At 42.7% G+C, this 26,934-nt stretch carries 23 protein-coding genes and 2 pseudogenes; 11 read left to right on the forward strand and 14 right to left on the reverse strand.

Annotated elements, in window-relative coordinates; genetic code table 11:
• Positions 1 to 48 precede the first annotated feature (48 nt).
• Complete coding sequence (locus tag RMY64_RS15720) at positions 49 to 831, reverse strand: ABC transporter ATP-binding protein (protein WP_322671926.1); 783 nt, start codon at positions 829 to 831, stop codon at positions 49 to 51.
• A 680-nt stretch (positions 832 to 1,511) separates the two neighbouring features.
• Here RMY64_RS15720 and RMY64_RS15725 point away from each other — a divergent pair.
• Positions 1,512 to 2,555 (forward strand): low specificity L-threonine aldolase, encoded by a 1,044-nt coding sequence (locus tag RMY64_RS15725; protein ID WP_322671927.1) that lies wholly within the window; start codon positions 1,512 to 1,514, stop codon positions 2,553 to 2,555.
• Between the two features lie 375 nt (positions 2,556 to 2,930).
• Here the strand turns inward: RMY64_RS15725 and RMY64_RS15730 are convergent, their stop codons facing one another.
• Positions 2,931 to 3,371, reverse strand: coding sequence for a thermonuclease family protein (locus RMY64_RS15730; RefSeq protein ID WP_322700556.1), 441 nt, complete (start codon positions 3,369 to 3,371; stop codon positions 2,931 to 2,933).
• 327 nt (positions 3,372 to 3,698) lie between these two features.
• Here RMY64_RS15730 and RMY64_RS15735 point away from each other — a divergent pair, with 327 nt between their 5' ends.
• Positions 3,699 to 6,146, forward strand: a complete 2,448-nt coding sequence (locus RMY64_RS15735) for a single-stranded-DNA-specific exonuclease RecJ (protein ID WP_322700557.1) — start codon at positions 3,699 to 3,701, stop codon at positions 6,144 to 6,146.
• 214 nt (positions 6,147 to 6,360) lie between these two features.
• Here RMY64_RS15735 and RMY64_RS15740 read toward each other — a convergent pair whose 3' ends face one another.
• The 3 genes and pseudogenes from RMY64_RS15740 to RMY64_RS15750 form a co-directional block, all read right to left on the reverse strand.
• Complete coding sequence (locus tag RMY64_RS15740) at positions 6,361 to 7,713, reverse strand: NAD(P)/FAD-dependent oxidoreductase (RefSeq protein ID WP_322700558.1); 1,353 nt, start codon at positions 7,711 to 7,713, stop codon at positions 6,361 to 6,363.
• A 250-nt stretch (positions 7,714 to 7,963) separates the two neighbouring features.
• A pseudogene (locus RMY64_RS15745) lies at positions 7,964 to 8,500 on the reverse strand (SDR family oxidoreductase).
• Positions 8,452 to 8,598: pseudogene (locus tag RMY64_RS15750) on the reverse strand (ISAzo13-like element transposase-related protein); the annotation flags it as partial. The pseudogenes RMY64_RS15750 and RMY64_RS15745, both read right to left, overlap by 49 nt.
• Before the next feature lie 433 nt (positions 8,599 to 9,031).
• Here RMY64_RS15750 and RMY64_RS15755 point away from each other — a divergent pair.
• The 5 genes from RMY64_RS15755 to RMY64_RS15775 all read left to right on the forward strand — a co-directional run bounded on the left by RMY64_RS15755 (position 9,032) and on the right by RMY64_RS15775 (position 13,597).
• Positions 9,032 to 9,544, forward strand: a complete 513-nt coding sequence (locus RMY64_RS15755; protein WP_322671932.1) for an SRPBCC family protein — start codon at positions 9,032 to 9,034, stop codon at positions 9,542 to 9,544.
• A 93-nt stretch (positions 9,545 to 9,637) separates the two neighbouring features.
• Complete coding sequence (locus tag RMY64_RS15760) at positions 9,638 to 10,807, forward strand: zinc-dependent alcohol dehydrogenase (protein ID WP_322671933.1); 1,170 nt, start codon at positions 9,638 to 9,640, stop codon at positions 10,805 to 10,807.
• Between the two features lie 123 nt (positions 10,808 to 10,930).
• A complete protein-coding gene (locus RMY64_RS15765; protein ID WP_322700559.1) occupies positions 10,931 to 12,109 on the forward strand; it encodes a zinc-dependent alcohol dehydrogenase in 1,179 nt (392 codons plus the stop codon).
• 54 nt (positions 12,110 to 12,163) lie between these two features.
• Complete coding sequence (locus tag RMY64_RS15770) at positions 12,164 to 12,727, forward strand: type 1 glutamine amidotransferase domain-containing protein (RefSeq protein ID WP_322700560.1); 564 nt, start codon at positions 12,164 to 12,166, stop codon at positions 12,725 to 12,727.
• Between the two features lie 30 nt (positions 12,728 to 12,757).
• Positions 12,758 to 13,597 carry an aldo/keto reductase gene (locus RMY64_RS15775; protein WP_322700561.1) on the forward strand — a complete coding sequence of 280 codons (840 nt, stop codon included), beginning with the start codon at positions 12,758 to 12,760 and terminating at the stop codon, positions 13,595 to 13,597.
• Between the two features lie 416 nt (positions 13,598 to 14,013).
• On the opposite strand, the gene RMY64_RS15780 is transcribed toward RMY64_RS15775, so the two are convergent.
• Positions 14,014 to 14,154: a hypothetical protein gene (locus tag RMY64_RS15780; RefSeq protein ID WP_322671937.1), complete on the reverse strand. Its 141-nt coding sequence runs from the start codon at positions 14,152 to 14,154 to the stop codon at positions 14,014 to 14,016.
• 51 nt (positions 14,155 to 14,205) lie between these two features.
• Here RMY64_RS15780 and RMY64_RS15785 point away from each other — a divergent pair, with 51 nt between their 5' ends.
• Positions 14,206 to 14,394 (forward strand): hypothetical protein, encoded by a 189-nt coding sequence (locus RMY64_RS15785; protein ID WP_322700562.1) that lies wholly within the window; start codon positions 14,206 to 14,208, stop codon positions 14,392 to 14,394.
• A gap of 80 nt (positions 14,395 to 14,474) precedes the next feature.
• Positions 14,475 to 15,503 carry a glycosyltransferase family 4 protein gene (locus RMY64_RS15790; protein ID WP_322671939.1) on the forward strand — a complete coding sequence of 343 codons (1,029 nt, stop codon included), beginning with the start codon at positions 14,475 to 14,477 and terminating at the stop codon, positions 15,501 to 15,503.
• Positions 15,504 to 16,106: 603 nt separating this feature from the next.
• Here RMY64_RS15790 and RMY64_RS15795 read toward each other — a convergent pair.
• The 6 genes from RMY64_RS15795 to RMY64_RS15820 form a co-directional block, all read right to left on the reverse strand.
• The gene (locus RMY64_RS15795; protein ID WP_322671941.1) at positions 16,107 to 16,385 is read right to left on the reverse strand and encodes an SDR family NAD(P)-dependent oxidoreductase; all 279 of its coding nucleotides are present in this window, start codon (positions 16,383 to 16,385) and stop codon (positions 16,107 to 16,109) included.
• Between the two features lie 18 nt (positions 16,386 to 16,403).
• Positions 16,404 to 17,225, reverse strand: coding sequence for an NADPH-dependent oxidoreductase (locus RMY64_RS15800; protein WP_322700563.1), 822 nt, complete (start codon positions 17,223 to 17,225; stop codon positions 16,404 to 16,406).
• 101 nt (positions 17,226 to 17,326) lie between these two features.
• On the reverse strand, positions 17,327 to 18,445 hold the full coding sequence (locus tag RMY64_RS15805; protein WP_322700564.1) for a sulfonate ABC transporter substrate-binding protein: 1,119 nt from the start codon (positions 18,443 to 18,445) through the stop codon (positions 17,327 to 17,329).
• Between the two features lie 270 nt (positions 18,446 to 18,715).
• On the reverse strand, positions 18,716 to 19,477 hold the full coding sequence (locus RMY64_RS15810; RefSeq protein ID WP_322695135.1) for a class II aldolase/adducin family protein: 762 nt from the start codon (positions 19,475 to 19,477) through the stop codon (positions 18,716 to 18,718).
• A 1-nt stretch (position 19,478) separates the two neighbouring features.
• Positions 19,479 to 20,135, reverse strand: a complete 657-nt coding sequence (locus tag RMY64_RS15815; protein WP_322700565.1) for a cysteine dioxygenase family protein — start codon at positions 20,133 to 20,135, stop codon at positions 19,479 to 19,481.
• A 68-nt stretch (positions 20,136 to 20,203) separates the two neighbouring features.
• The gene (locus RMY64_RS15820; protein ID WP_322666382.1) at positions 20,204 to 20,410 is read right to left on the reverse strand and encodes an RRXRR domain-containing protein; all 207 of its coding nucleotides are present in this window, start codon (positions 20,408 to 20,410) and stop codon (positions 20,204 to 20,206) included.
• Between the two features lie 520 nt (positions 20,411 to 20,930).
• Between RMY64_RS15820 and RMY64_RS15825 the strand changes: the two genes are divergently transcribed.
• Positions 20,931 to 21,998 carry a trypsin-like peptidase domain-containing protein gene (locus RMY64_RS15825; RefSeq protein ID WP_322685553.1) on the forward strand — a complete coding sequence of 356 codons (1,068 nt, stop codon included), beginning with the start codon at positions 20,931 to 20,933 and terminating at the stop codon, positions 21,996 to 21,998.
• Between the two features lie 34 nt (positions 21,999 to 22,032).
• Positions 22,033 to 23,295: a formylglycine-generating enzyme family protein gene (locus RMY64_RS15830; protein WP_322700566.1), complete on the forward strand. Its 1,263-nt coding sequence runs from the start codon at positions 22,033 to 22,035 to the stop codon at positions 23,293 to 23,295.
• 39 nt (positions 23,296 to 23,334) lie between these two features.
• Here RMY64_RS15830 and RMY64_RS15835 read toward each other — a convergent pair whose 3' ends face one another.
• Entirely contained in the window at positions 23,335 to 24,669 is a 1,335-nt protein-coding gene (locus tag RMY64_RS15835; RefSeq protein WP_322685555.1) for a DUF4041 domain-containing protein, read from the reverse strand.
• A gap of 98 nt (positions 24,670 to 24,767) precedes the next feature.
• On the reverse strand, positions 24,768 to 26,717 hold the full coding sequence (locus RMY64_RS15840) for an RluA family pseudouridine synthase (protein WP_322700567.1): 1,950 nt from the start codon (positions 26,715 to 26,717) through the stop codon (positions 24,768 to 24,770).
• Positions 26,718 to 26,934 lie beyond the last annotated feature (217 nt).

Here is a 26,934-nt window from a genome sequence, read left to right on the forward strand (position 1 = left end):
TAGGAGTTAGTAGTTAAATTTAACTTTTTACTCCTGGCTTTTAAGTTTCTAGCCGGCGACTTTAATCGGGCCTTGAACACTTCCACTGATAAATTGTCTGATCAAGGGATCTTCTGTGTTGTATATTTCACTAACTGTACCTTGCCACTGCACTTTACCTTCATAGAGAAATATAAGTCTATCAGATGTACGGCGGATAGTGCTGTCTTGGTGGGTAACAACAGCATAAGTACTACAAACTCCATGTAAACATTGCAAGTAACGGATTAAATCTTCGATGACTGTCGAGGCAATGGGATCGAGTCCAGCTGTTGGTTCGTCGTATAGTAGAACTTCTGGCCCTTCATTGGGATTATCAGGGTTAGACATAATCGCACGGGCAAAACTTACCCGTTTGCGCATTCCCCCGGAAAGTTCGGCTGGGTAGAGGTCGCCTATTTCTGGCAAACCTACCATCTCCAATTTTTCGTTTACCAAATCTCGGATGCGCGATCGCCGCAGCTTTGAATTTTGATAAAGTAAAAATCCCACATTTTCCTCCACTGTCAGCGAATCAAATAGGGCCGCCTGCTGAAACACCATACCAATGCCAATTTGCTGGCCGCCATCCTCAATCAAACCCTCTCGCCGCACTCCTTGCACATAAATTTCTCCTTCATCAGGACTAAGTAACCCCGCTATTACTCGTAAGATAGTTGATTTCCCAGTCCCTGATGGCCCAATAATACCCAGTGCTTCTCCCCGGTAAATGGTCAAGTCTACATTATCTAGAACTTTATGGCTACCAAAGGACTTAGAAACACCTTTTAGTTCAATCAATGGTTCAGTCATTAGTTATTTAGTCACTTGTACTGAGCGACTCGTGCCGAGCGGAGCCGAGGTAAGCCGAAGTATTGGTCATCGATCGTTGGTCATTAGTCAGTAGAAAATAAACAAATGACTACTGAGAACTTACAAAGGACAAATATGCCCAATAGTAATTTGATGGTGATTGGTAGGACATTGTATAGTGTATTATAAGTACATAATTAGCATTCTGATTAGAGTCAACTTTATTTTTTTAGCATAATATTTAGTTACTGACGATGTTTATCGTCTCAAAATACCCTCAATGCAAGGCTGAGGAAGACACCGTAGTAATTAAACATCTCAGTGATGTGAAAAGAAGATTTCAGTTTTCTGTAGACATCAGCAAAGTCATTTATATATTATTAATATCCTGCTTAACTTTATAACGATTCAGGTTGATACAAAATATAAAAATCAAATTTAAGTTGTGAAAATCAAAAGGTTCAGACTTGCTATTTTTTATATAAGTTACAAACCTTGTTTTTCATTACTTATGAACTATGGTTATCAAAAAATTAGCTTCCTGCTATCCAAAGTTATTGTACTTAGCAGAATTATTAAATAATTAGAAAGATTAATAGCATTATTCACCAATGGATTTGGCAAAGTCAAAAATTATTTACTAAAATTGTAACAATTAGTTAAAAATCAAAATAAAAATTATGAGTAGCCAATTAGAACAGTTTGCAAGTGATAATTCCTCTGGTATTTGTCCTGAAGCACTGGAATATATGATTAGGGCAAATCAAGGTAGTGTTCCAGCTTATGGAAATGATGAATGGACTCAAAAAGCAACAGATTATTTTCGGGATCTCTTTGAAATTGATTGTGAAGTATTTTTTACCTTTAACGGTACAGCCGCAAATTCTTTATCTTTAGCTGCTCTTTGTCAGTCATATCATAGCGTCATTTGCCATGAGACATCTCACATAGAAACAGATGAATGTGGCGCACCGGAATTTGCATCTAATGGCTCTAAATTGTTACTTGCTCACGGTAAGAATGGCAAATTAACATCAGAGTCTATAGAGTCAATTGTCACCAAACGTACTGACATTCATTATCCCAAACCTAAAGTTATTAGCATTACGCAATCAACTGAATTAGGGACTTTATATTCTATTGAAGAACTTTTAAGTATTAAAGAAGTTGCAAACAAATATAACTTAAAACTTCACATGGATGGCGCTCGTTTTGCCAATGCAGTTGCCGCTATGAATAAAAGTCCTGCTGAAATTACTTGGAAAACTGGAGTGGATGTGTTGTGTTTTTGTGGTACCAAGAATGGAATGGCATTAGGTGAAGCTATTCTTTTCTTCAATAAAGCGCTAGCAGAAGATTTTGATTATCGATGCAAGCAAGCAGGCCAGCTAGCTTCAAAAATGCGGTTTATTTCGGCTCCTTGGTTGGGTTTATTGGAAACTGGTGCTTGGCTAAAAAATGCTAGACATGCCAATCAATGTGCTGAATACTTAGAAAATCAACTATTAAACATAGAAGGTGTTGACTTGATGTTTCCTAGACAAGCCAACGCTGTATTTGTAAAATTACCTGAAGAAGTCATTCACAGTTTAAAAGCCAAAAACTGGCAGTTTTATACATTTATTGGTGTGGGAGGAGTACGTTTTATGTGTTCTTGGAACACTACTCAATCAAGGATTGATGAGTTGATTGGTGATATTAAAAACGCAACAAGAAATGGGTAAAAGGGGAAGGTGGGGCCCCCTCTGGGGATAAGGGGCGGGGGTAAAGGGGAAAGGGATAGAATTAATTTTCCCCTTACCCTTTAACGTTTCCCCAAAATATTGCAAAATTTACTTTTGCAATATGTCTTATAAGTAATCAAACGGACATAATATTACTTATTGACAAAAATTAAATATGGTAAATCTCAAACAATGAAATAAGTACAGTAATCCTAAAATATAATACGATTCAGTTAAGGGTCATTGGTGTAAATAATTGGTCTTTCAAGACGCGATAAATCGCGTCTTTACATGAGGGTTTTATTGCTCATTTTCAACTGTATTATCCTAAAATTGCAAATTGTTTCAGTTGATTATAACTGATAGTGTTAGCGCTTACTTGGTATATAACTTCAACTGCAATTTTGATTGTTGCCACAAGCCTAAATGCTTATTCTTAGCATTAGCTTCTGCAATTAAAAATTGGGTTTTGCTCTCATAGCAATTTTGTAATGATTCTTGATCAACGACGGCATTACCTGACTCTACGAGAAGAAGATTTACTGACCGATTATCTACAAACACTTCACCTGCTGGACGACCACTTTTAAGTTGTTCTGTGGTTCTAATCACAACAGGAGTTTGAAGTGGTAATAGCTGTTTTAGCCTTTGTGTTGCTGCTAAACCATAGCGCTTGTCAGTTGCCTCTGGTGCATTAATACACGCTAACTTGACTATAGTTGTTTGTCCTGCATTATCTTTAACCAAAATAGTGTTTCCGTCTGTAACACCAACTACTGTACCTAGCACCAACATTAGTTGCAGTAATTCCATCATTTTATATATAATATTTTATGCACAAATAGAATTTTATTTCGGTGCCTAGGTTACTAGTGTGATTTAGCTCACAAGTTGCAAATAAAAATAAAATTAAAAGCAAAGTTAATAAATATTATAATTGCTAAAACCTGACGTTTATATCAATCAAAACTTCATTTAATGACCACAGTTAATTGAACACTCACAGTAGTTTCGGTCAAGAGGTTAGAAGAGATTAACAGTTCCGCATTATGAGCATTGACTCTTTTAAAAGTCAACTTTACAGATTTACAAATTATCATTGTATTTGAAGAGTTTTAACTTCTAAATCATAATTTTGTTTGTATGCCAGAACAACAGCAGTGGACTATAACAGCAACTGAACAACCACCAGAGTGGTTTATCCAAGCAGTGAAACAGTATACACCTGCCTCAAGTGGACTGTATGCAGCGCAGTTGTTGTGGCAACGGGGTATTAAAGATCGTCAACAATTAACAGCTTTTATCAACCATAAAGCTTATCAACCAGCAAGTCCCTTTGAATTTGGGCAAGAAATGCATCTGGCGATCGCACGGTTGCGACAAGCATATAATACTAAAGAAAAAATTGCCATTTGGGGAGATTTCGATGCTGATGGCATTACCTCTACATCGGTACTTTGGGATGGATTGGGGCAGTTTTTTGCTCAAAATACTCAGTTAGTTTACTACATTCCCAATCGTCTGAAAGAATCCCACGGACTTAATAATCAAGGGATTGATAACTTAGCAAAAGAAGGTTGCAAATTAATAGTTACTTGCGATACAGGTAGCACAAACATTGAAGAAATTATCTATGCCAAACAGCTAGGTATAGATGTAATAGTTACAGACCATCACACTTTACCAGCCGAACGCCCACCTGTTGCAGCGATTATCAATCCCCGTTATTTTCCAAAGGAACATCAGTTATTTAATCTTTCTGGGGTGGCGGTAGCTTATAAGTTGGTGGAAGCGCTATATCAAAGTCTGCCCAATGTTGCTAAATATCCGTTAGAGGATTTATTAGATTTAGTTGCAGTTGGATTAATTGCTGACTTAGTGCAATTAAGTGGAGATTGCCGCTACTTGGCACAGATGGGAATTCAACGACTGCAAGAAGATTTTAAACAGCCAGCAGCAGCACGGCGGCGACCAGGGGTAGGGCGATTATTAGAATTGTGCCAGAAAAGTGGCGATCGCCCCACAGATATTTCTTTTGGTTTGGGGCCGAGAATTAACGCCGTTAGTCGCATCCAAGGTGATGCCAGTTTTTGCGTGGAATTATTAACTAGTCGGGATGTCAAACGTTGTAACGAACTCGCCGAAGTTACAGAACTCGCCAACGCCCGCCGCAAATCTTTACAAAAAGATGTGCAGGCACAAGTAGCGCAAAAACTTACTCAATTAGACTTATCAACCACCAGCGTCATTGTCTTAGAAGATGCCCAATGGCCTGCGGGTGTATTGGGCTTAGTTGCTGGACAGGTAGCACAAGAAACTGGACGCCCGACGATTTTGTTGAGTACGGAAGGGGCAGGGGAAGCAGGGGAAGCAGGAGAGCAGGGGAGCAGGGGAGCAGGGGGAGCAGGGGGAGAAATTACTTCTTTATCTTCTAACTCAGAACTCAGAACTCAGAACTCAGAACTCATCTTAGCTCGTGGTTCTGCTCGTTCGGTGAATTCTGTCGATTTATACCAGTTGGTTAAAGAGCAAGCACATTTGTTACATCGCTTTGGGGGACATCCCTTTGCAGCTGGTTTGAGTTTGTTGGTGGAGAATATTCCTTTATTTACAGCAGCGATTAATCAGCAGTTGCGGCAATCTTTGGGTAGTACAACTCTAACGCCAACCGTGCAAGCAGACTTGACGGTAACAGTAGCCGACTTGGGGAAAGAGTTATTTTTGGAACTGAAACTGTTAGAACCTTGTGGAATGGGTAATCCTGTTCCGAAATTGCTAATTCAAAACTGCTGGTTTGAAAATTCTTGGCATCGCAATCAGCAGGATTGGCAGGGGAAAAAGGTACAGTACATTAAAGCTGAGTTTGATATTCGGGATGACTCTACCAGAAATGCTTTTCCTGGTTTATGGTGGGGACACTACAAAGATGAATTGCCTATAGGAAGATGTGATTGCATAGCAGAACTAGACTACAACACCTTCAAAAAACGTTATGAAATCAGATTGATTGCCGTGCGTTCTTCTGCTAACTCAGCACTCAACACTCAGCTATCGCTAACACCCTTCATCCTAGACTTACGGAATCAGGAACACTCAGCAACTCAACATTCAGGACTAATTATTGAAGATTGTCCCACGAATTGGGATGATTTACGTATGTGGTTGCGGCGATGTTTGGCAATCAGCCGCTCTACGTCTGGGCTTGAGAATCAGCAACAATTAGCGATCGCTTGGTCTAAACCTAAGCATCAACCACCCAATCAAATTTGGCTGACTCTTGTCGGAATTGCCAAATATCTCAGTCGCACAAATCAACTAGTTACCCGCGGACAACTTTTAGAAAAAATCGGCATCAGCGACCAAACCTTACTTGTTGGCATTAAAGCCTTAAAATACTTAGGGTTCACAGTTCAACGACAAGACCGTTCTTTACAAATTACCTGGAATCCAAACGATAGTGTAGAAAACCTGGCTGACGAAGCAGTTGCACGATTTTTAGCTGCTGTTCGAGAAGAACAATTTCAGCAACAGTATTTTGCGGAAGTTCCTTTATCTACGATTGTGGCGATCGCCAGCTACGACAGTAAATAATTTAAAGGGTTCACAGCGTTTGCTACACAGCCTCTTTCCCTCTGCTCCTCGGTCACTGAGCGTAGCCGTTGGCGAAGCCTCTCGTAGAGAAGTGCTGCTCCCCTGCCCCGGTTACTGAGCGGAGTCAAAGTATGCCTCCCTGCTCCCCTGCGGTCTAAATAGATAAGTCATCAGCAAGACACGATATGAGTCCTATCGGGTGTCATCCCTGAAGTTACAGAGGTGTACCAGAAGGCTGTTGCAACCTATTGTTACTGTTAACAGTTTTTGTTTCTACAAAACTTTCTCGACCTGTAATCAATCTAGAGCGGCGATTACGAGTAATATAATTCCATCCCCACTGAATTGCTACTACTACTTTAGTGTCAAACTCGATTAAGAAGTAGATGTGAATTACTAGCCAAAAGAGCCAAGCAATGAAACCTTTGAGTTTGACTAAGCCTAAATCTACAACAGCTAAATTTTGCCCAATCATTGCCAAAGTACCCACGTCATTGTAACGAAATTGTGGCAAAGTCTCACCTTGCAACCTGCGTTTAATGAGTTTAGCTACATACTCTCCTTGTTGTTTGGCTACAGGTGCAACACCAGGTAAGGGTTTACCATTTTGATGGGAAAAGTTACCTAAATCTCCCACTACAAAAATGTTGTTATAACCCTTGATAGACAAGTCCGGTTCTACAATCACACGTCCGTCGCGATCGCACTCTACACCTGTACTTTTTGCTAGGGCTTTCCCCATAGGCGAACCTTGAACACCTGCTGCCCACAAGATAGTTTTTGAGGTAATTTCTGTCAATTCATCGCCTCGCTTGAAAGTAACGATGTTACCTTCAATATTTGTCACTCTGGTGTTGGTGTAGACAGCCACACCCAACTTTTGCAAAGATTCTGCTGCTACTTTCGATAACTCTGGTGCAATGTGTGGCAGGATGCGATCGCCACCTTGCAATAGTAAAATTCTCGCTTCTGAAGTGTTGATGCTACGGAAATCTTCTGTGAGAGTTTGGTATGCTAATTCTGCGATCGCGCCGGATAATTCTACACCAGTGGGCCCGCCCCCCACAATCACAAAAGTCAACAAAGCACGGCGTTTTTCTGGATCGGTTTCTTTTTCTGCCGCTTCAAATGCCGAAAATATCTGGCGACGCATTTCTATAGCATCTTCAACAGTTTTCAAGCCAGGAGCAAATTCTTTCCAGTTATCTTTACCAAAATAGGAATGGTTAACACCTGTGGCGACAATCAATGTGTCATAAGGTACTACTTCATCACCCAAAATAACTTGTTGTGCTTTTGGATCGATATCATTTACCTTTCCCAACAACACTTTTGTATTCTTGCTTTTGCTGAATACAGATCGCAATGGTGCAGAAATATCAGCAGGTGATAGCGTACCTGTGGCAACTTGATATAAAAGCGGCTGAAATAGGTGAAAGTTACGTTTATCAATGAGAGTAACATTTACATTTGCTTTCTTCAAAGCTTTTGCTGTATACAGTCCACCAAAGCCGCCACCAACAATAACAACCCGATGTGGTGCATTCTTTTCAAGTGAGACTTCCATGAGAAATATTTCCTTGTGTTAAGAAGTTGTAACTATTCTTAACAAAGATGTAACAGCATTATGATAGTGGTTGCTGTCTATTTAGAACAATTGAAAAAATGATGAAAGTAGTCAAAGTTAGTTTTTATATCAAGTCCGGCTAATTTAGTTATGATTCCCACAGTCATCGCACCCCACCCCCAACCCCTCCCCGCTCTTCGGGAGGGGAGACAAAGCATAGCTTTGGCGGGGGTGGGGTTGATCGAGCCGCTCAAAATGTGCTTTGAATAATTCCGCCATCTACTTGTAGCATGACTCCGTTCACAAATGAGGCTGCTGGTGAACTCAGAAATACCGCAACATTGGCAAACTCTTCTGGTGTCCCGATACGACTCAAAGGGACTGTTCCATTAATTCTAGCAATTTCTGCTTCTTTCGTTTCACCACTTTTAGCAATGCGAGCATTGATTAATTCTTCTACCCGTTCTGTATATGTTCAGCCTGGAAGAATACTGTTAACGCGAATTTTATCGCTACCCAGTTCTTGGCTGAGAGTTTTCGTTAAACCAATCACTGCTAATCGAATGGAATTAGATAAAACCAGATTTTGGACTGGTTGTTTAGTTGAGGTTGAGGTGATGGTCAGAATTGCTGGTGCGGTAGATTGGCGTAAGTGAGGTAAAGCGTATTTTACCAGACGTACCGCACTCAACAAAGTCAAGTCGATCGAAGTTTCCCAAGTTGCCAAATCAATATCATCAAAACTAAAGTTTTTATTTCCGAAAATCGCCAGCTTTCTGATTTCCAAAAATCCACTAAAATGTCAACGATAAAATCGCTAGTTACTTTGGATTCTGTGAAATACAAAAATAGCTCGTCAAGCTCTGGAAGAAAGATACCATAAGGCGCGTTTCCTTCAATAACTTTTTCAATGAATCTGTTTATTGTATTGACACCTCAAACATCCCAAAATCGAATCATCATTCAATTTACTACAACTTGGGGTGGGAGAGGCTGCCGTTGGCAGCCTCTCCCACCCCCCTAACAATGATTATCATTTTTATTATCTGTATATTTTATTTTCTGGAAGTCCCTAACACCATTTCTGCTTCTGAAAACGCAACTGTTTTGTAAATTAACTAAGTGTTTTTGTATACAAATATTGTAACTGCCAATTACTACTTTTGAAGTATTAATTTATTGAAAAACTAAGACTATTGGAAGAGTAAAAGTAATTTTTTTTTAACTAAAACTCTAAGCAATAGAAGAGTTAAGACAAATCAATTTGTCCCAAGTTTGATAATTAAAACACATATACCAACCACAAGAGGTAATGGTCATGAGTACAGTCATGAACCAACGGATCAACGTTGAAAAGACTTTAACCATTAACAAACCAGTAGAGGAACTTTATCGCTTTTGGCGTAACTTTGATAACTTGCCACGCTTTATCAAGCATCTCAAAGAGGTGAGGCTATACGACGAGAAGCGATCGCACTGGATTAGCAAAGGATTCTTAAATGAAAGCGTTGAGTGGGATGTAGTCATTACCGAAGACCGAGAAAACGAATTGATTGCCTGGACTTCGGTTGAAGGCGCAGCAATTGAAACCTCTGGTCGCGTCCACTTCAAGCCAGCACCTGGGAATCGTGGCACTGAGGTAAAAACAGTCCGAGAATTTACCCCGCCTGGGGGTGCGATTGGGGCTGCGTTGGCGAAGCCCGTCGCAGACATCGCTAAATTATTTGGCGAAGACCCAGAACAGCAAATCGGAGATGATTTACGCCGCTTAAAAATGATGATGGAAGCAGGCGAGATTGCCACCACAGAGGGACAACCAAGAGGGAAATAGTTACTTGTCCTTTGTTTATTAGCTAACGACAAATGACTAAGGACTAATGAGAAGACTAACGACTAATAACCAATGATCTAAGGACTAATGACTATGAAAGCAGCTTGCTGGCATGGTGCTAATGATGTGCGGGTCGAAACAGTTCCCGATCCAAAAATTCTCAACCCGCGCGATGCCATCCTTAAAGTGACATCAACAACCATTTGTGGTTCTGACTTGCACCTCTACGATGGCTATATTCCGACGATGCAACCGGGTGACATTCTTGGTCACGAGTTTATGGGGGAAGTTGTTGAAATTGGTAGCGAAGTCAAGAAATTGCAAAAGGGCGATCGCGTGGCTGTCTCTTCTATGGTCGGTTGCGGCTCGTGTTTCTTCTGCCAACGAGATTTATGGTCACTATGCGATAACTCCAACCCCAACGCTTGGATGCAGGAGAAGGTGTTTGGCTTTGGTACGTCGGGAATTTATGGCTATTCCCATTTATTCGGTGGCTATGCCGGTGGCGATGCAGAATATGTTCGCGTGCCGTTCGCTGATTTCGGCGCGCTTAAACTTCCCCAAGACATTCCCGATGAAAAACTGCTGCCGATCACTGATGCCTTTCCCACCGGCTACATGGGAGCAGATTTATGTAATATTCAGCCTGGAGACACCGTAGCAGTCTGGGGTTGTGGCCCAGTTGGACAGTTCGCTATGGTCAGTGCCTATCTACTCGGTGCCGAGCGCGTGATTGGCATCGATCGCTTTCCCTACCGCTTGCAACTGGCTAAGGACTTCGCGAAAGCGGAAACGATCAATTATGAGGAAGTCGATGCGGGCGAAGCCCTGAAAGAAATGACAGGCGGGCGCGGTCCCGATGCTTGCATTGATGCCTGTGGCATGGAAGCTCATGGGATCGGGCTGGAAGGATTCTACGATGAAGCGAAGCAGGCAGTACGGCTGGAAACCGATCGCCCTCATGTGTTACGGCAAATGATTCTGGCTTGTCGCAAGGGTGGCACTCTGTCGGTCATGGGCGTTTATGCTGGCTTCGTGGACAAGATGCCGATGGGCGCTTTCATGAACAAAGCCTTGACGCTCAAAACGGGACAAATGCACGGTCAAAAGTATATGCCTCGGTTGCTGGGTCACGTCATCGAAGGCGAAGTCGATCCATCTGCTGTATTCTCACATCGCCTCAGTTTAGAAGACGCACCACGCGGCTTTGAGCTTTTCAAACACAAACAAGACAACTGCGTCAAAGTCTTACTCAAACCCTGATTTCAAGCAAATTTTGGGGTGCGGCAAGGTGCAAAGACGCTAAAGAAGCTTGTCATCTCTTACCCTTTGCGTCTAACGCTTCGCCTCTGGCTAATGTGCGAAATAAAAAAGGAGAACAACTCAATGAAAGCAGTTTGCTGGCACGGCGCTAACGATGTACAAGTTGATACAGTACCCGATCCAAAAATCATTAACCCGCGTGATGCGATTGTTAAAATCACGTCAACGGCGATTTGCGGTTCTGATTTACATCTTTATGATGGTTACATCCCCACGATGGAAAAGGGCGACATCCTGGGTCATGAATTCATGGGGGAGGTCGTCGAGCTAGGTAGTGCCGTCAAGAATGTGAAGATAGGCGATCGCGTTGTCGTCCCCTTTACCATTTCCTGCGGCTCCTGTTTCTTTTGTCAAAAAGATTTATGGTCGTTGTGCGATAACTCCAACCCTAACGCTTGGATCGCAGAAAAACTGATGGGTCATTCCCCATCTGGTCTTTTCGGCTACTCCCATATGATGGGTGGCTATGCTGGAGGTCAAGCTGAATATGCCCGCGTTCCCTTTGCCGATGTCGGTTTATTCAAGATTCCTGATGGACTAACAGACGAACAAGTCCTGTTTCTGACGGATATCTTCCCCACTGGCTACATGGCAGCGGAAAACTGCGATATCCAGCCAGGAGATACTGTAGCGATCTGGGGCTGCGGTCCAGTCGGACAGTTTGCCATTAGAAGTGCATATATGCTAGGTGCCGAGCGCGTCATTGCGATCGATCGAGTTCCCGAACGCCTACAGATGGCGAAAGACGGCAAGGCAGAAGTCCTTAACTATGAGGAAGTTGATGTTGGTGAAGCCCTCAAAGATATGACCGGTGGGCGCGGTCCCGATGCTTGCATGGATGCTGTGGGAATGGAAGCCCACGGTACGGGCCCTGATGCGTTTTACGACCAGGTAAAGCAAGCCGTGCGTATGGAAACCGACCGACCCACTGCCCTAAGGCAAGTGATTGTTGCCTGTCGCAAAGGTGGCACTGTTTCAATTCCTGGTGTTTACGGCGGCTTTGTAGACAAGATACCGATGGGTGCTGCCATGAACAAAGCCTTAACATTTAAAACGGGACAAACGCACGTTCATAGGTACTTGCGCCCGTTACTCGATCGTGTCCAAAATGGCGATATCGACCCATCTTTTGTAATCACCCATCGTCTGCCGCTAGAACAAGCACCGCACGGCTACGAAATTTTCAAGCACAAGAAGGACAACTGTATCAAGATCGTGCTCAAGCCAGGTCAGGCTGCCTAAAACCCCACAAGAACACGAAAAAACCAAGTCTAGCCAATACTTTAGGAGGTAGAGATGACAGAAGAACTCACAAATAAGAAAGTTGCCATTCTGGTTACAGATGGCTTTGAGCAAGTTGAAATGGCTCAACCAAAGCTTGCCCTTGAGTCAGCAGGTGCTCAAACCCACATCATTTCACCTAAGAGCGATCGCGTTCAGGGCTGGAACCATTATGACAAAGGGGATTTTTTCCCGGTAGATGTCCCCCTCGATCGAGTAAATCCAGCCGACTATGATGCCCTCCTGCTTCCCGGTGGTGTTGCCAATCCAGATCAACTTCGGACTAAAGCCTCTGCGATCGAGTTTATAAAGTCCTTCTTCGATACTGACAAGCCGGTAGCGGTGATCTGCCACGGACCTTGGACTCTGATCGAGGCAGATGTGGTGCGCGGACGGCAGATCACCTCGTGGCCGTCGCTCAAGACCGATCTCCAGAACGCAGGTGCCCAGTGGCTAGATCGGGAAGTTGTAGTTGATAGCAACCTCGTGTCGAGCCGCAAGCCAGACGACATCCCAGCCTTCAACCGGGAAATGATCGAGCTGTTCAGCCATGCAGGGCAGGTACGTCAGACAGTGTGAGGACTCGGAGCGTTAATCAGGAGAACAGCTATGGAACAGCATCGATTTGGTTCCACGCAGCGCGAGGTGGCAGCGATCGGTCAAGGAACCTGGTACATCGACAACGGTGACCGCGCCTCTGCGATCGCCGCTTTGCGCCAAGGACTCGATCTCGGCATGACCCACATCGATACGGCAGAGATGTACGGCAGCGCCGAGGAGGTGGTCGCCGAGGCGATCGCTGGACGACGCGATCGGGTTTTCCTGGTTTCCAAGGTTATTCCTGGAAATGCTTCTCGGAGAGGGACGATCATAGCCTGTGAGAAATCCCTCGCTCGACTTCATACCGATCGGCTGGACTCTTATCTGTTGCACTGGCGCGGTCCACACCCACTGGAGGAGACGATCGCTGCCTTCGAGCAGCTTCAGCACGAGGGGAAGATTCTCTGCTGGGGCGTGAGCAACTTCGATGTGCCTGACCTTGAAGCAGTCCAGAAGATCGCTGGCGAGGGTTCTCTCGTCTGCAATCAAGTCCTTTACCATTTGAGAGAGAGAGCGATCGAACACGCTGTGATCCCCTGGTGTGAGAAGCATGGGGTCGCCGTAGTCGCATACAGCCCGTTCGGTCATGGGGATTTTCCCAGCTCGCGCACAACCGCAGGTCGCGTACTACAGGAAATCGCCGTCGCCCATAACGCCACTCCTCGCCAAGTCGCGCTCCGATTTCTGGTGCGGCATTCCTCGCTCTTCGCAATCCCCAAAGCATCCAACCCCGAACACGCCGCTGAAAACGCGGGAGCCGGGGAACTCAATCTGACCCAAACCGAACTCGATCGAATCGACGCAGCCTTCCCGACCGGATCTCGTCCCCGCGTGCTTCCCATGCTGTAAGCCTGATTGGCTCGCCTGCGGGCTGCCTGCCGATGAATTGAAGGCACCGCGCTGATGGAGAAGACTTCCGAGCTTTTTGCCTAGCCGCCCACCATTGAGGAGGTTGACATCGTTAGCTAGTCAAGCTTCCTTGATGGGGGAGTTTACCTATTTCTCCCTTGCCTATCTCTTGTAAAGCTGCATCTAATCTATCAACTGCGTTCGCGTAGCGTGCCGGAGGCATTCGCTTTTCCTACCCAAGTAGGAATTGACTGTTGCCAGCCGTTCTGCTGAGTGACAATTGGCCCAGCGATGTATTGAACAATTTCACGACTTGCTCCTGCTAGATCGAGTAGGCTGGCTGTTACAGCTTTGTTAATCCCTTGGCTGGTTGGTAACTGAAATATCTAAAAGTCATTCACCACAGTACTTTCAGGCTATCTTGCCTCTGGTGACAGCTTTGCTATATCTATGCCATCAAAGTTGTACTCAAACCATAAGGCAGGAGAAAAGACACGGAGAGTATTAATCATCACTAACTTTGCTTCTGTTAAAAATGTTGTAATTCTCTTAACCAAATAAATCAGCCCATCACATAACATCTTGAAAGAGATAGATTAAATACCATTGTGTCTATCATCAAAATTTACTCTGTGGTTAGCATTCAAAGCTTTACTTTAGTTGTGTTTAACACACAGAGATATTTCTGGGAGTTTCGGTTAGTTAGTGCTGATGGCGCAGTATTTGGTGAACAAAGACTGTACTATACCCCCCAAGCAGCAGCAGAAGCCGGCCGGAAGTGTATTCAACTTGACTAGTAATGGACTGAGTTACTTTAAAACCCTTTTTAAAAGAAAGACCTTCTTGAAATTCTAGTCTTAAGTTTTTAGGAGTTTCTATGCGGATTGCTCAAATTGCTCCTCTTTGGGAGAGAGTTCCACCTCTTGGTTATGGTGGAACAGAATTAGTTGTAGGCTTATTGACCGATGAATTAGTTAGGCGAGGGCATGAAGTAACGCTATTTGCATCGGGAGATTCAATAACTTTGGCAAAGCTGCAATCAGTTCATCCTTATGCTTTGAGACTAGATTCAAGCATCAAAGAGTGTAACATCTATGAAATGTTGGAACTGGCTTTGGTATATGAGCAAGCAGAAACCTTTGACATAATTCATTCACATATAGGCTGTAGTGCGTTGCCCTATGCGAATTTAGTAAAGACACCGACAGTTACCACATTACATGGTATCTTTACCCCTGATAACGAAAAGATGTTTCAATATGCCAAAAACCAGCCCTATGTAAGTATTTCCAATTCCCAACGTGAATCTAGGTTAGGGTTGAATTATGTAGCAACTGTCTACAATGGTATTGATATCAGTAGTCATAAGTTTCATCCTCAGCCGGACGAACCACCTTATCTGGCTTTTTTGGGAAGAATTGCAGCAGAAAAGGGAACGCACTTAGCAATACAGATTGCAAAAGAGGCTGGTTGGCGTTTAAAGATGGCAGGTAAGGTGGATGTCGTTGATGTGGAGTATTTTGAGCGAGAAATTCAACCCTTAATTGATGGTCAGCAAATTCAGTATTTGGGTGAAGCTAACCATGTTCAAAAGAATGCTTTGATGGGGGGTGCAGTAGCAACTTTATTTACGATTACTTGGCGAGAACCATTTGGTTTGGTAATGACAGAATCAATGGCAGCAGGAACACCAGTCATCGCCATGAATTTGGGTTCAGTTCCCGAAGTAATTGTCCACGGAAAAACTGGCTTCATATGTAACAGCATTTCTGAATGTGTTAATGCCGTTAACAAAGTGGCAGAACTAGATCGTTATGCTTGTCGTAAGCATGTCGAGAATTGTTTTAGTGTGCCAAAAATGGTAGATGGCTATGAAGCAGTTTATCAACCTGGCTTTTCCCGTTAAGTCTTGAAAAGCTTACTAGCAAAGGATTTAAGTAACAGCACACCTATACGGTACAGTAAGAGAAATCGGGTGCTAAAGGTGACAAGCAATGCTGGACTGGTGGGAGAAAAATTTTGCAACCTGTGAGTTGAGCAATTACCTACAATTACAGCAAACAACCCTAACAACGTTTTTGCTTTTGGTACTTCCTTGTGCGATTACATCATCATTGGTAATTCCCCACGTTAACTTACGTCTAGTTTTTAAATAAACTCATCTTTTAACATTTATTATTCAATCAGAGGAGCAATACTATTAATCATCACTAACTTTGCTTCTGTTAAAAATGTTGTAATTCTCTTAACCAAATAAATCAGCCCATCACATAACATCTTGAAAGAGATAGATTAAATACCATTGTGTCTATCATCAAAATTTACTCTGTGGTTAGCATTCAAAGCTTTACTTTAGTTGTGTTTAACACACAGAGATATTTCTGGGAGTTTCGGTTAGTTAGTGCTGATGGCGCAGTATTTGGTGAACAAAGACTGTACTATACCCCCAAGCAGCAGCAGAAGCCGGCCGGAAGTGTATTCAACTTGACTAGTAATGAACCCAGGCTCTTCAAGATATACAGGATGCATATTTATGATTTGTATATTTTATTTTCTGGAATTCCCTTACGCGTTCAATATCTTTTTGACTAGTAACGTCCGCACGCAGAGATAGCACTTCTGTACCTGTTTCGCTTTCAATCTCCGCAGCAGTTTTGTGAATTAACTCACTGCGGGCGCAGATGGCAACTTTTGCACCCTCACGGGCAAATTGCCTCGCTGTAGCTTTGCCCAAACCTTTACTAGCAGCTGTTACTAAGGCGACTTTGCCACGGAGTTGCAAATCCATAATCTTGATTCTTCTTGTTTACAACAATTTAAAGCCAAGGTTATTGAGAGCTTCACGCAAGCGATCGCGTCCTCTCAATGATTCTACAGTGGCGATGCGCTGGGCTGAGTGTTCTGACCAATCGCCAGGAACATTCATCTTTTGTTCAGTATAGAATTCTTTGATGATGTCGTTGTAATGAGCGATCGCTTCTTCTTGCTCTGCCAATTTATAGGTTTCACGATGCAGCACAGCTGACTGGGGCAACCTTGGCTTAATCGCCGCTTCAACTTCCGGATTCGGATAGCCCACACACAGCCCAAAGACAGCATACACAGAGGAAGGCAAATTCAATATCTCTGCTACCTCTTGCGGGTGGTTCCTGATTCCACCGATATAGACTGTTCCTAAACCAAGTGACTCAGCTGCAACTGCGGCATTTTGCGCCGCCAACGTTGCATCGATTGTTGCCATCACAAACATTTCCAAATATTCCAGCGCATCATGAGATATGCCGCGACTGTCAGCAACGTGACTTAGACGCGCCAAATCTGCTAACCAAACCAAGAATAAAGGAACCTGCTTAATATGTGCTTGGTTTCCCGCTAGCTTGGATAACTCCTCTTTGCGTAGTCGATCTTCGACTGCTACCACACTCCAGGTTTGCAAATTCGAGGAAGTAGATGCAGACTGGGCGGCTGCAATTAGTAATTCCAGAGTTCCCGGTGGTAAAGGATCGGCTAGATAAGACCGAATTGAACGGTGAGATAATAGTGCTGTTAGCGAATCATTCCATGCAATTTCGGGGTTGAAGGGAATTTCACCGTAGCGCGATCGCAGTAATTCTGTAGGATTAGTCATAATCAATTCCAAGATTTACATTTTCAAATTTGCTACTAATACCAATTTCATCTGTAGGTGCATACATCTGTATACCCCTACAGCCGATTCATTGTACTAGTTTATGTTTTTGGTGAGAAAGCAGCATATTCTTCTTTTGTCAACATTGCATCCTTCACATTTATTTCTTTGGGAATTAACTTCAATTTGTAATATGTATCTGCAACACCTTGTTGTAGATTTATCAAATTGTCGTCAATTGGTACAATCCCAAAAGTCCGCCTATTAGTTGCTTTTTTCATCGTTTCTAAATCAATTCCTAACACAGGTGCGAGAGTTTTTGCTACTTCTTCTCGATTCTGTTTAGACCATTCTTCGAGATTTTTAATTTCCTCTACTATTGCCTTGACAGTTTGGGTATTTTCAGTGACAAATTTGCGACTCATCAAATAATATCCTCCCTGTTTATTAATTCCTGTGCCATCAATCAGGACTCTAGCTTTAGTTGCCTCTTCAGCGGCTGCATAAAATGGGTCCCAAATTACCCAAGCATCTACACTCCCTTTCACAAATGCAGCACGAGCATCAGCCGGAGCCAAATATTTAGGTTCAATATCTGTATATTTTAATCCGGCTTTTTCTAAAGCTAGGACTAACAATAAATGGGCACTAGAACCTTTTTGAAAGGCAACTCTTTTGCCCTTCAAGTCAGTAACTTTTTGAATTTGCGAATTTTGAGGAACAAGAATTGCTGAACCAGCCGGACTAGCAGCAGTACCAACAACATAAGTTAGTGATGCTCCCGCAGCTTGGGCAAATATTGGCGGTGATTCTCCCACAGGCCCAATGTCAATACTACCTACATTCATCGCTTCTAGTAATTGTGGCCCCGCTTGAAATTCAGTCCACTTTACAGTTATTCCTTCTGGCGCTAAACGCTTTTCTAAAACACCCTTAGTTCTCAGCAAAATGGTCGATTTTTGATAACCAAATCTGACTACTGTTGCTTTACTGGAAGTAGAATTACCCTGAGATGTGGCACTGGCATTAGGGACATTAACAGTCGGTGTCGATGAACAAGCAGCAAATAGCAAGCTCAGACAAAGACCTGTAACAAAAGCCCCTACTGTTGGCAAAGGAGAAGAAAAGAATAATTTATGCTGGTTGTTAAAGGGGATATTCCTGAATTTTATCAACGATATCCACTTGGCAATAAAACGGCGAAAGATTTGGTTAATCATCAAAATGATTTCTCTGAGCTATATGAATACTATAAACTTATAGGTTTACCGGGGTATATAAATAAATTTAGCTTCAATTGACAATAAATAACTGGGAGGCGGAGTCGGAACTACTCCGCTCAGTTCAGTTACCCTGCTCTTAAGTAAGCTACAGTCGGGGTTTAAATCTCCTTATGTAACTCTCTTCTCTACGAGATGCGGCGCGAATAATTTTGAATTTGGAATTTGGAATTTTGAATTGTTAATATCCCAATGCCGAAAAACACAGCACTAATTTAGTAAATCGGGTTCTTCGCGCACAATCCGATCGTAAAGCGGCTGGAAACTGAACCACCCACTTACATGTGACCCTACTTGAGTTTGTGTTAAACGGGCTGTTTCGTGTTTGATAGTAGTGGGTCTACCCGCAGCCTCTGCCAGCAGTTGGCCTTGGCACGATCGCTCTAAGCTAATGTACCAAAAGGCAGCTTCATCGACTGTATGTCCCACAGTTAAAATGCTATGGTTACGTAGGATTATGGCTTTCTTTGGCCCCAAGGCTTGCGCCAATCGCTGACCTTCAGAAGTTTCTAAAACAACACCTGTAAAATCGTCAAACAATGCATGGTCTTCGTAAAAAGCACAAGAATCTTGAGTCAAGGGGTCAAGAAGACGCCCCAAACTAGACCAGGCTTTACCATAAAGTGAATGGGCGTGAGCCGCGGCGATGACATCAGGTCGAGCTTCATGAATCTGAGAATGGATGGCGAAAGCAGCTTGGTTTACCTCAGCATCGCCTTTAACCACTTCACCTTCTTTGTTAACTAGAATCAGGTCAGAAACTCGGATATGACCAAAGTATGCCCCGAATGGATTGACCCAGAAATGGTCTGTAAACTCAGGATCGCGAGCCGTAATATGGCCTGCGATTCCCTCACTGAAGCCAAACTTACCAAACAGGCGAAAGGCGGCGGCGAGACGTTGCTTGCGGTGGAGGCGTTCGTCTTCAACTCGCTCGAAAACTGGGGGTTTTGGTCTAATATAATTGGCCATGTTATTTTTCCTCCTCTTCTTTACAGGGAGCGTTGGAATATCCAGAGCGAAAGGATTTGACGCTGTGAGATTCTGGGATGAACTGGTGACGCAAAATACAACCAGTATCATTACCTAAAATATGGATGGATACAGATGCGCTCTGGGATGTGGTTTTGACGGCGTGGATATCACCATCTGGTGGTAAGAGGCGGTAGATATCCCCTGGTTGAAGGCTACGCACTTCAGTTACTTGTAATTGTGCGTGCCCTTCTACATCACTGTTATCTACACGGCGATAGACTGTTTCTTCTTGATTACCCTTGTATAAACCAATCAATCCCCAGGCTAAATGATCGTGGACGGGAGTTGTTGAACCTGGGGGAATTACCAAACTGAATACCGACAGCGAACGATCTTTAGCGCGATAAAGCAGCCATTGACCAATACCGCCACCCATCAGGCTTTCGGGATTGACTTGAACAAACTTTTGGGGTAGCCATTGCTGTTGGGCAAGGAGTTCTTGAAAATAGGGTTCTAATCTAGCGAGAGTTTGTGTGCGATCGTCAACAGTGCTAGCGCTAATCTCTTGCACTGTTGCGACAAAGGATCGTAGTTCCTGGCTCTCAATAAACCATTGGTCTTCTGGTAACGGTTCTAAAATAGTCTGGTTCGTCATCTATATTCCTCTGTTGAGGAGGCGACTAAGATTAACTAATTCGTAATTCGTAATTCGTAATTGGTAATTTAATTACGATTTATTTTAATACCAGGATGAATCTTGAAGCCAAGTTGCTCAAGTTTTAGATGAGAAAGGGACTCCTTCAGAATGATAGTAAAAGGATATCGCTGAAATACAGTAGCTTTACCTTGTGACAATAGCAGCCTAGCATGGCTGATGCGTACTGGATATAACGGTTGTTTGTTGGCATCAAGAATGAATACTTTAGTCATACAATTTTAAATTTTAGATTTGCGATCGCCAGCTATGACAGTAAATAATTTAAAGGGTTTATAGCATTTGCTACACAGCCTCTTTCCCCCTGCTCCTCTGCTCCCCGGTAACAGAGCGACTTGCCTTGAGCGAAGTCGAAAGGAGCCGAAGTGCTGCTCCCCTGCTCCTTTTCTAAAAGGAGAAGATAAGAATGAGAGTCTAGAAGTCAACTCCAGCACTCTCGTCTTTACCTCTCATTTAGGGATTGCCAAGAAATAAATCATCCAATTTCGTGGGGTGTCCCACAATCATTTGTAGTTGGATATTTTTATTAGGAAGCCCCTTAGCAGCTATATTAATTTCTGTAAGTACTATAAGTCGGTCGGATAACCGTTGAATTAACTACAAGCAGAAATTATCACATACAAATTTAAAAAGCAAGTCGATTGATCATAGTTCTGGATGGGAGCAACGCCGAAAGGCGGAATTGTCCATATCATCTAGATATGTATCGTTCGTCCACAATGCCAAAAAGGAAATATGGTCAATCTCGAAGCTGAAGACCGCAAACAATTAATAACTCTCCTAAAAGATTTACCAGAACTGGCTACAGAGCGATCGCGTCAGCAAATTTTGGAGCTAGCAGGTCTGAAACAGTTAATACCCATGATCAATCTTTCGGGTGCTTCATTTGTGGCGGTTAGTGAGATCGTTAGCTATCTATCTAATTACGGGCGTTTAACCTATGACGATGAGGCGCTGGGGCAGTTATTGAATACTTTGAAAAGCCTTATGGGAGTCCAGCAGCAAGAGTTTTTGGATATGCTGCTGACTAAGTATGACATGATGACCCCGATCGCAAGATTACCTGCTATCAATGAGTGGCGAGGAGGGAAAACGACTTCAGATGTATTAGAGAAAATAATTGGTGAGAATACTCTACGCCCAATCTCATTTTTACAGCAGGGACTTCAGGTAGCGCGATCAGTTGCCTATATTGGGGTAATAACTAGCCAAGAACGCTGGTCAGGAACCGGATTTCTTGTGGCTCAAGATTTATTGTTGACTAACAATCATGTTCTGCCTAGCTCAAATCTACTGGCAGATACAATTTTTCGTTTTAATTACGAAGAGAATTTTCAGGGAGAAGCTCAACAAACTGATGAGTATCGCCCTAAACCCAATGGAGCTTTTCATACCAACCAAGCTCTTGATTACACTTTAGTTCAACTTGGAGGAGAACCTGGAAAAAAATGGGGTTGGTTGCCACTTACATCTAAAGCTATTAGTATTGGTAGCCGAGTTAATATAATTCAGCACCCATCAGGACAACCTAAGCAGATTTCGCTTCAGAATAATTTTGTTCAATACGTGGGTGGTAATGTGGTGCAGTATATAACCTCTACTTTACAAGGCTCCTCTGGTTCTCCAGTTTTTAATGATGGTTGGCAGATTGTTGCTCTACACCATGCTGGGGGTAATATCCCTGAACCAACAACTCAGCAGCGTTACTTTAGAAACGAGGGGATACAGATAGAGAGCATCTTAGCCGATTTACCCTTAGAGCTTGTAAACTTGCTTAAGGCAGCAAGGAATACCTCGCTTTAGAGAAATCCTACAAGTATCTAAGGTTCTATGATGTATGAGTATCAAATCCCAATTGTTACAGTTGCTAGTCAAGATGCCAGCTACTCTACAGATTGGAGAGCGTAAGGCTCTCTTGATGGTTACGGGATTTGATCATTTGAATACTAGAATCAACTCTTTCGAGAAAAGTAATATAGTCTTTTTTACAGAATTGATTGAACTCGTATTCTCTGAAGGACAAGACCAATTATTGGTATTTATTAGGATGCTTGCAGATAGCGAATTTAGTGGTTTGGAGACTAGGCAAAAACTAAATGCTATTATTGCAGAGATTTCCACTTTAGAATTTCAACAACGGAATAGCGATTTTATTGAACGTAAGAGTACTCAAGCAATTAGTATTATTTCTACTCCTAACCAAAGTGGGGAAATCTTGGAGGAAGAACAAGATACAAAGTTGCTTGTTCCACCAATTCTGGGAACTCAGCCTTTTGAATTTACAGTTGTAATGGTAGATGCCCAAGGCAAAGAGATTAAACGTAGTCAAAGACAAAACTACTACTTAACTGAAGACCTTGGTAACGGGGTAAATTTAGAAATGGTTTATATACCAGGCGGAGAATTTTGGATGGGTTCGCCAGAATCTGAAGGAAAGCGATACTCCAATGAAAGACCTCAACATAAAGTAACAATTAAACCATTTTTGATAAGCAAGTACGCGATTACACAAGTACAGTGGAGAGAAGTTGCTTCTTTGCAAGAAGTTCGTCAAACCCTTAAACTTCGTCCGTCGCGCAACGGAGGCAAAAGTCATCCTATTACCCAAGTTTCTTGGTTTGATGCTGTTGAATTTTGCGATCGCTTATCTGAAAAAACAGGCAAACAGTATCGTCTTCCTAGCGAAGCAGAGTGGGAATATGCCTGTCGTTCTGGAACCACTACTCCTTTTCATTTTAGGGAAACTATTACTTCCGCTCTAGCTAATTATGATGGTCGTTACTCTTATCGGTCAGAAAGAAAAGGAATTTATCGTGAAATAACTATTCCTGTGGGTAGTTTGCAGATTGCTAATTTTTTTGGACTATTTGATATGCATGGTAATGTTTGGGAGTGGTGCTTAGACCATTGGCATGAGAATTATAATAATGCACCAAATAATGGAGATACTTGGTGGGATAGCAGTGATAATCAAACTCGTGTAATGCGCGGTGGATCATGGCGCAACGACCCGCACCTGTGCCGATCAAGTTCCCGCTTACAAAAAAATGCGAGTGAGATGTCTAACCATATTGGTTTTAGAATTGTTTGTTCTCTCTAGACTGATACATTGTAAATTTTTGTCTAATTTATTCATCACTTATGCTATTTCATCTTCCTCTAAAGATGAATTGTCGATGGTGAGGTGTTGATGCTTTTTGCGTGCTGCAAGAGTTTGGCGATATTCGTATGCTTGAGGCGCTGGTTCAAATACATCAATCCTCAAAACGCCAGTTGCTTTCTGAATTTCTTTGACAGCTTGCTCAATCTCATTCATTGAAACTTTGAAAAAATCTCTCTTTGGGTTCACTGTATTCACTTTTTTATCATCAAAACGTTGGTGCAAGCGCTGCAATGTATCAAAAGAATCTTCAGAGAATATTTTGAAGTGAACATCAAATTGAAATGGAACTGCGGGGTTCATGTCCCTAATATATTCATCTTCTCTATTACGAACGGTTCTACATATTCGATATACATCCCGTTCAAGAGAGCCTATATTAGAAATTATATAGATGTATCCCGATTTGAGTCTTCTAGATTCAGAAAGAGCATTTTCTTTATCACTGCGATCTTCAGCAACTTGCCGTTCTAGTTCCTGAATTTTCAAATATAGTTGTTGTCGCTTTTCGCCTTCAGTCAGTTCTATTTCTTGTCTAACTTTATCAAGCTCTTGTTGGTGAAGTATTTCTCTTTCTTCAGCTTCTTCAGCTTTCTGTCTTGCCTTGTCAATTGATTCACGTTCTTTGTTTTGCTTTTTATCTTCTAGCTCTCTCTCGCGCTCTTGCTGTTTTTTATCTTCTAGCTCGTACTGTAAATCTAACTCAACTAATTTCAATTGCAAATATTTTTCTGATATGTTAAAATTTAAAGTTTTTAAACACTTATTGTATTTATTAAATGTATTATTTATTCTCTTTTTTAAAGAGTCAACATTGTTATATCTAACTTCTTTTACCGCATACTTACATCGTTCTTCAAACGCAAGCTCAACCAATTTGAGAATGTCGTTTATCATTTTATCACCTTTTCTTTTACTATCACCAACTGTCCATTGAGTATCACAAATATAGGCTTGGTTATTTTTTACCATATTTTCCTGTTGTAACTTGATATTCTTTAGCCTAATAATGTAATCTTCAGAACTGATAAACTCATACTTTGGCTCATAATAATCTATAGATTGAAGATAGACTTTTGCATCAAGTTCAGAAAATTGCTGCTGAAGATTTATGATTTTGGTATTAAGAGATACCTGTTTATTTTCTAGTAAATCAATATTTGATTCCAACTGCCGTTGATACCCTTCTTTGTCAGCTAATGTATCATACCTACGTAACTTCTCCCTCACCTGAGACTCTGCAATTAATGCTTGTACTAATGCAGCAATAAGTCCGGCTACTAATACCAATAATCCTAGAACTGTTAAGGACATGAAACCTAGTATTTACACTTGTGTACCCTTTAATTTAGCTTAGAATATTTTTTTAGACGTGTGGCCAAATAATTAGTCATCGCCGATGAGATATTCTATCAAAATGGCGTAATTGCTTGTAAATGCAGGGTTTTTCCTAACTGCGGATGCTTGAACCGAAGCTCTCTGGCGTGCAGATGTAAACGACTGGTAGCTGCACGGCATCCATAAAGGCGATCGCCTAAAATAGTTATCCCAAGTCCTCGCGCATCAGCCGCATGAACCCTTAACTGATGAGTGCGTCCTGTTAGTGGCGTAAATTCTACGCGGGTGTAGTCTCCTTCTCTCGCCATTATTTGGAAGTGTGTCAAGCTGGGTTTACCGTGCTGCCAATCAACTTTTTGATAGGGGCGATTTTCAGGATCTCCCCATAATGGCAGTTCAATTTTACCTTGCTCAATTGTCAAAACACCGGAAAGTATGGCTTCATAAACCTTGTGAACCTGGCGTAGCTGAAACTGCTGGCTGAGTTGCCGATGGGTTTGGCGATCGCGTGCCAACAACAAAATCCCGGAAGTTTCCTGATCTAGGCGATGCACAGATATAAGCGCCATACCATCAGGTAACAAATGACGTAAGCGACTCAAAACACTATCTTGGCGATCGCGATAACGACCGGGTACCGAAAGTAATCCAGCAGGTTTGTTGACAGCAATCAGCCATTCATCTTCATAAATAATCGGTAAAGTTACCTCTGTGTACACACATCTTGGTAATGAAGCGCAAACCTCGGATTTACCCCCCTTAATCCCCCCTTGCAAAGGGGGGAGATTAAAGATCCGGTTCCCTCCCCTTTGCAAGGGGAGGGTTAGGGTGGGGTAAAAGTGACGCAAAAACCCAGATGAATAAGCTATTTCAGACTTGTGTGTAGACTGTAGCCCTTGCAAAGGGGGGAAATATCCGGTTTCCAGTTCTCCCCCAAGGCATCGGGGAGTTAGAGGGGGTGAGAAAGACTTGTGTATACACCGTAGCCTATCAGGAGAGAGGCTTCTTTTTTCCCTAGCAGGGAGGGAAGGTTTCAAGCCTGAGAGCAAAAACCCCATCAATGGCTGACATCGCTCGGCACAGGCTCTATAAAACTCTCCTGGAATTTTATCTTGATTTGCGGAAGACGCACCCCACCAAAATTCTGCCATTGCTAGGGGTTTGAGATTATGTGTTGCCGCATAATGAAGCAGCTTTGGGGCACAACAGTCTCCTGTGCCAGTGGGAGAACCTCCTGGCATCAATTCTTGCAATGATTGCGATCGCCCGGAAAAATTAGTCAGGCTGTAGCTAGCGTGCATTTGAGCTTGCAATTGACAAGAAAGTGCTTTCCGCCGTTGTTTCAGTTCGCTAATTCGCGCATCCGCCGCTGCAATTAATTGCTGGAGAGGCTGTAATACAGCATTTTGCTGGCGTTTAAGTTGTCGTCGCTCAATTCCCTGTTGACGGCTCTCTTCATCGAGTTGTTCAAGGGCAATGGTAAGTGCTTCGGCAGTGAGTGTATTGCAGATTTGCTGACGTTTTTCCTGTCGTTGATGTTTGCAATAGCGATGGCGATCGCTCATTGCTTGTAACTGCTGCTCAAAGTCATTAAACAAGATTTCATACTGCTGGCGTTCGGTTAGTTGCTTCAAGGTAATAATTTCTTGCTTAATCGCTTCCAACTCAGCCAAAGTACGGCTTTCCTCGAAAGCAACTTCATCTCGTCCCGGAATTGGCGGCACCCAGCCCTCAATCATACTGCAACCATTTAAAAGACCAGAAAAGGCTTTTAGTACCCGTTGTTCGCCATTAGGCAGTTCAACCAATAGGATTCCATACATCTTCCCTTCACGAGAATAACAGTCATTGTTGGTAAGATGTTGCATTAGTCCGTGGGCGATCGCTTCGGACATTGAAGTGCGGGGTAATTTTAGGCAATCGCCACTTTGCGGACAACGCCCTTCGTACCAATAGCTACAAGATGAGTCAGCGATCGCAAAATCGCAGTCGATGAAATCTGAAAGTGGGTGCAGAACTACCATACAAAGTATGATTGCAAATCTAGCCGATCCTCCTAATATATATAGCGTTTATGGCATCGTGGGGAAAAGGGTAAGGGGTAAAGGGTAAAGGTATGGAATTTTCCCTTCCCTTTTAACCTTTCCCCAACCGGAAAGCAAAAATTACAAATGCCAAGAATCTATTGTGTTGAGTGCTTTTGGCAATTTGGCATCCAAAGTTTTTCTGTTGCAGTTTTAA

Origin of the sequence: Nostoc sp. DedQUE08 (assembly GCF_034530895.1) — a bacterium.
GTDB lineage: Bacteria > Cyanobacteriota > Cyanobacteriia > Cyanobacteriales > Nostocaceae > Nostoc.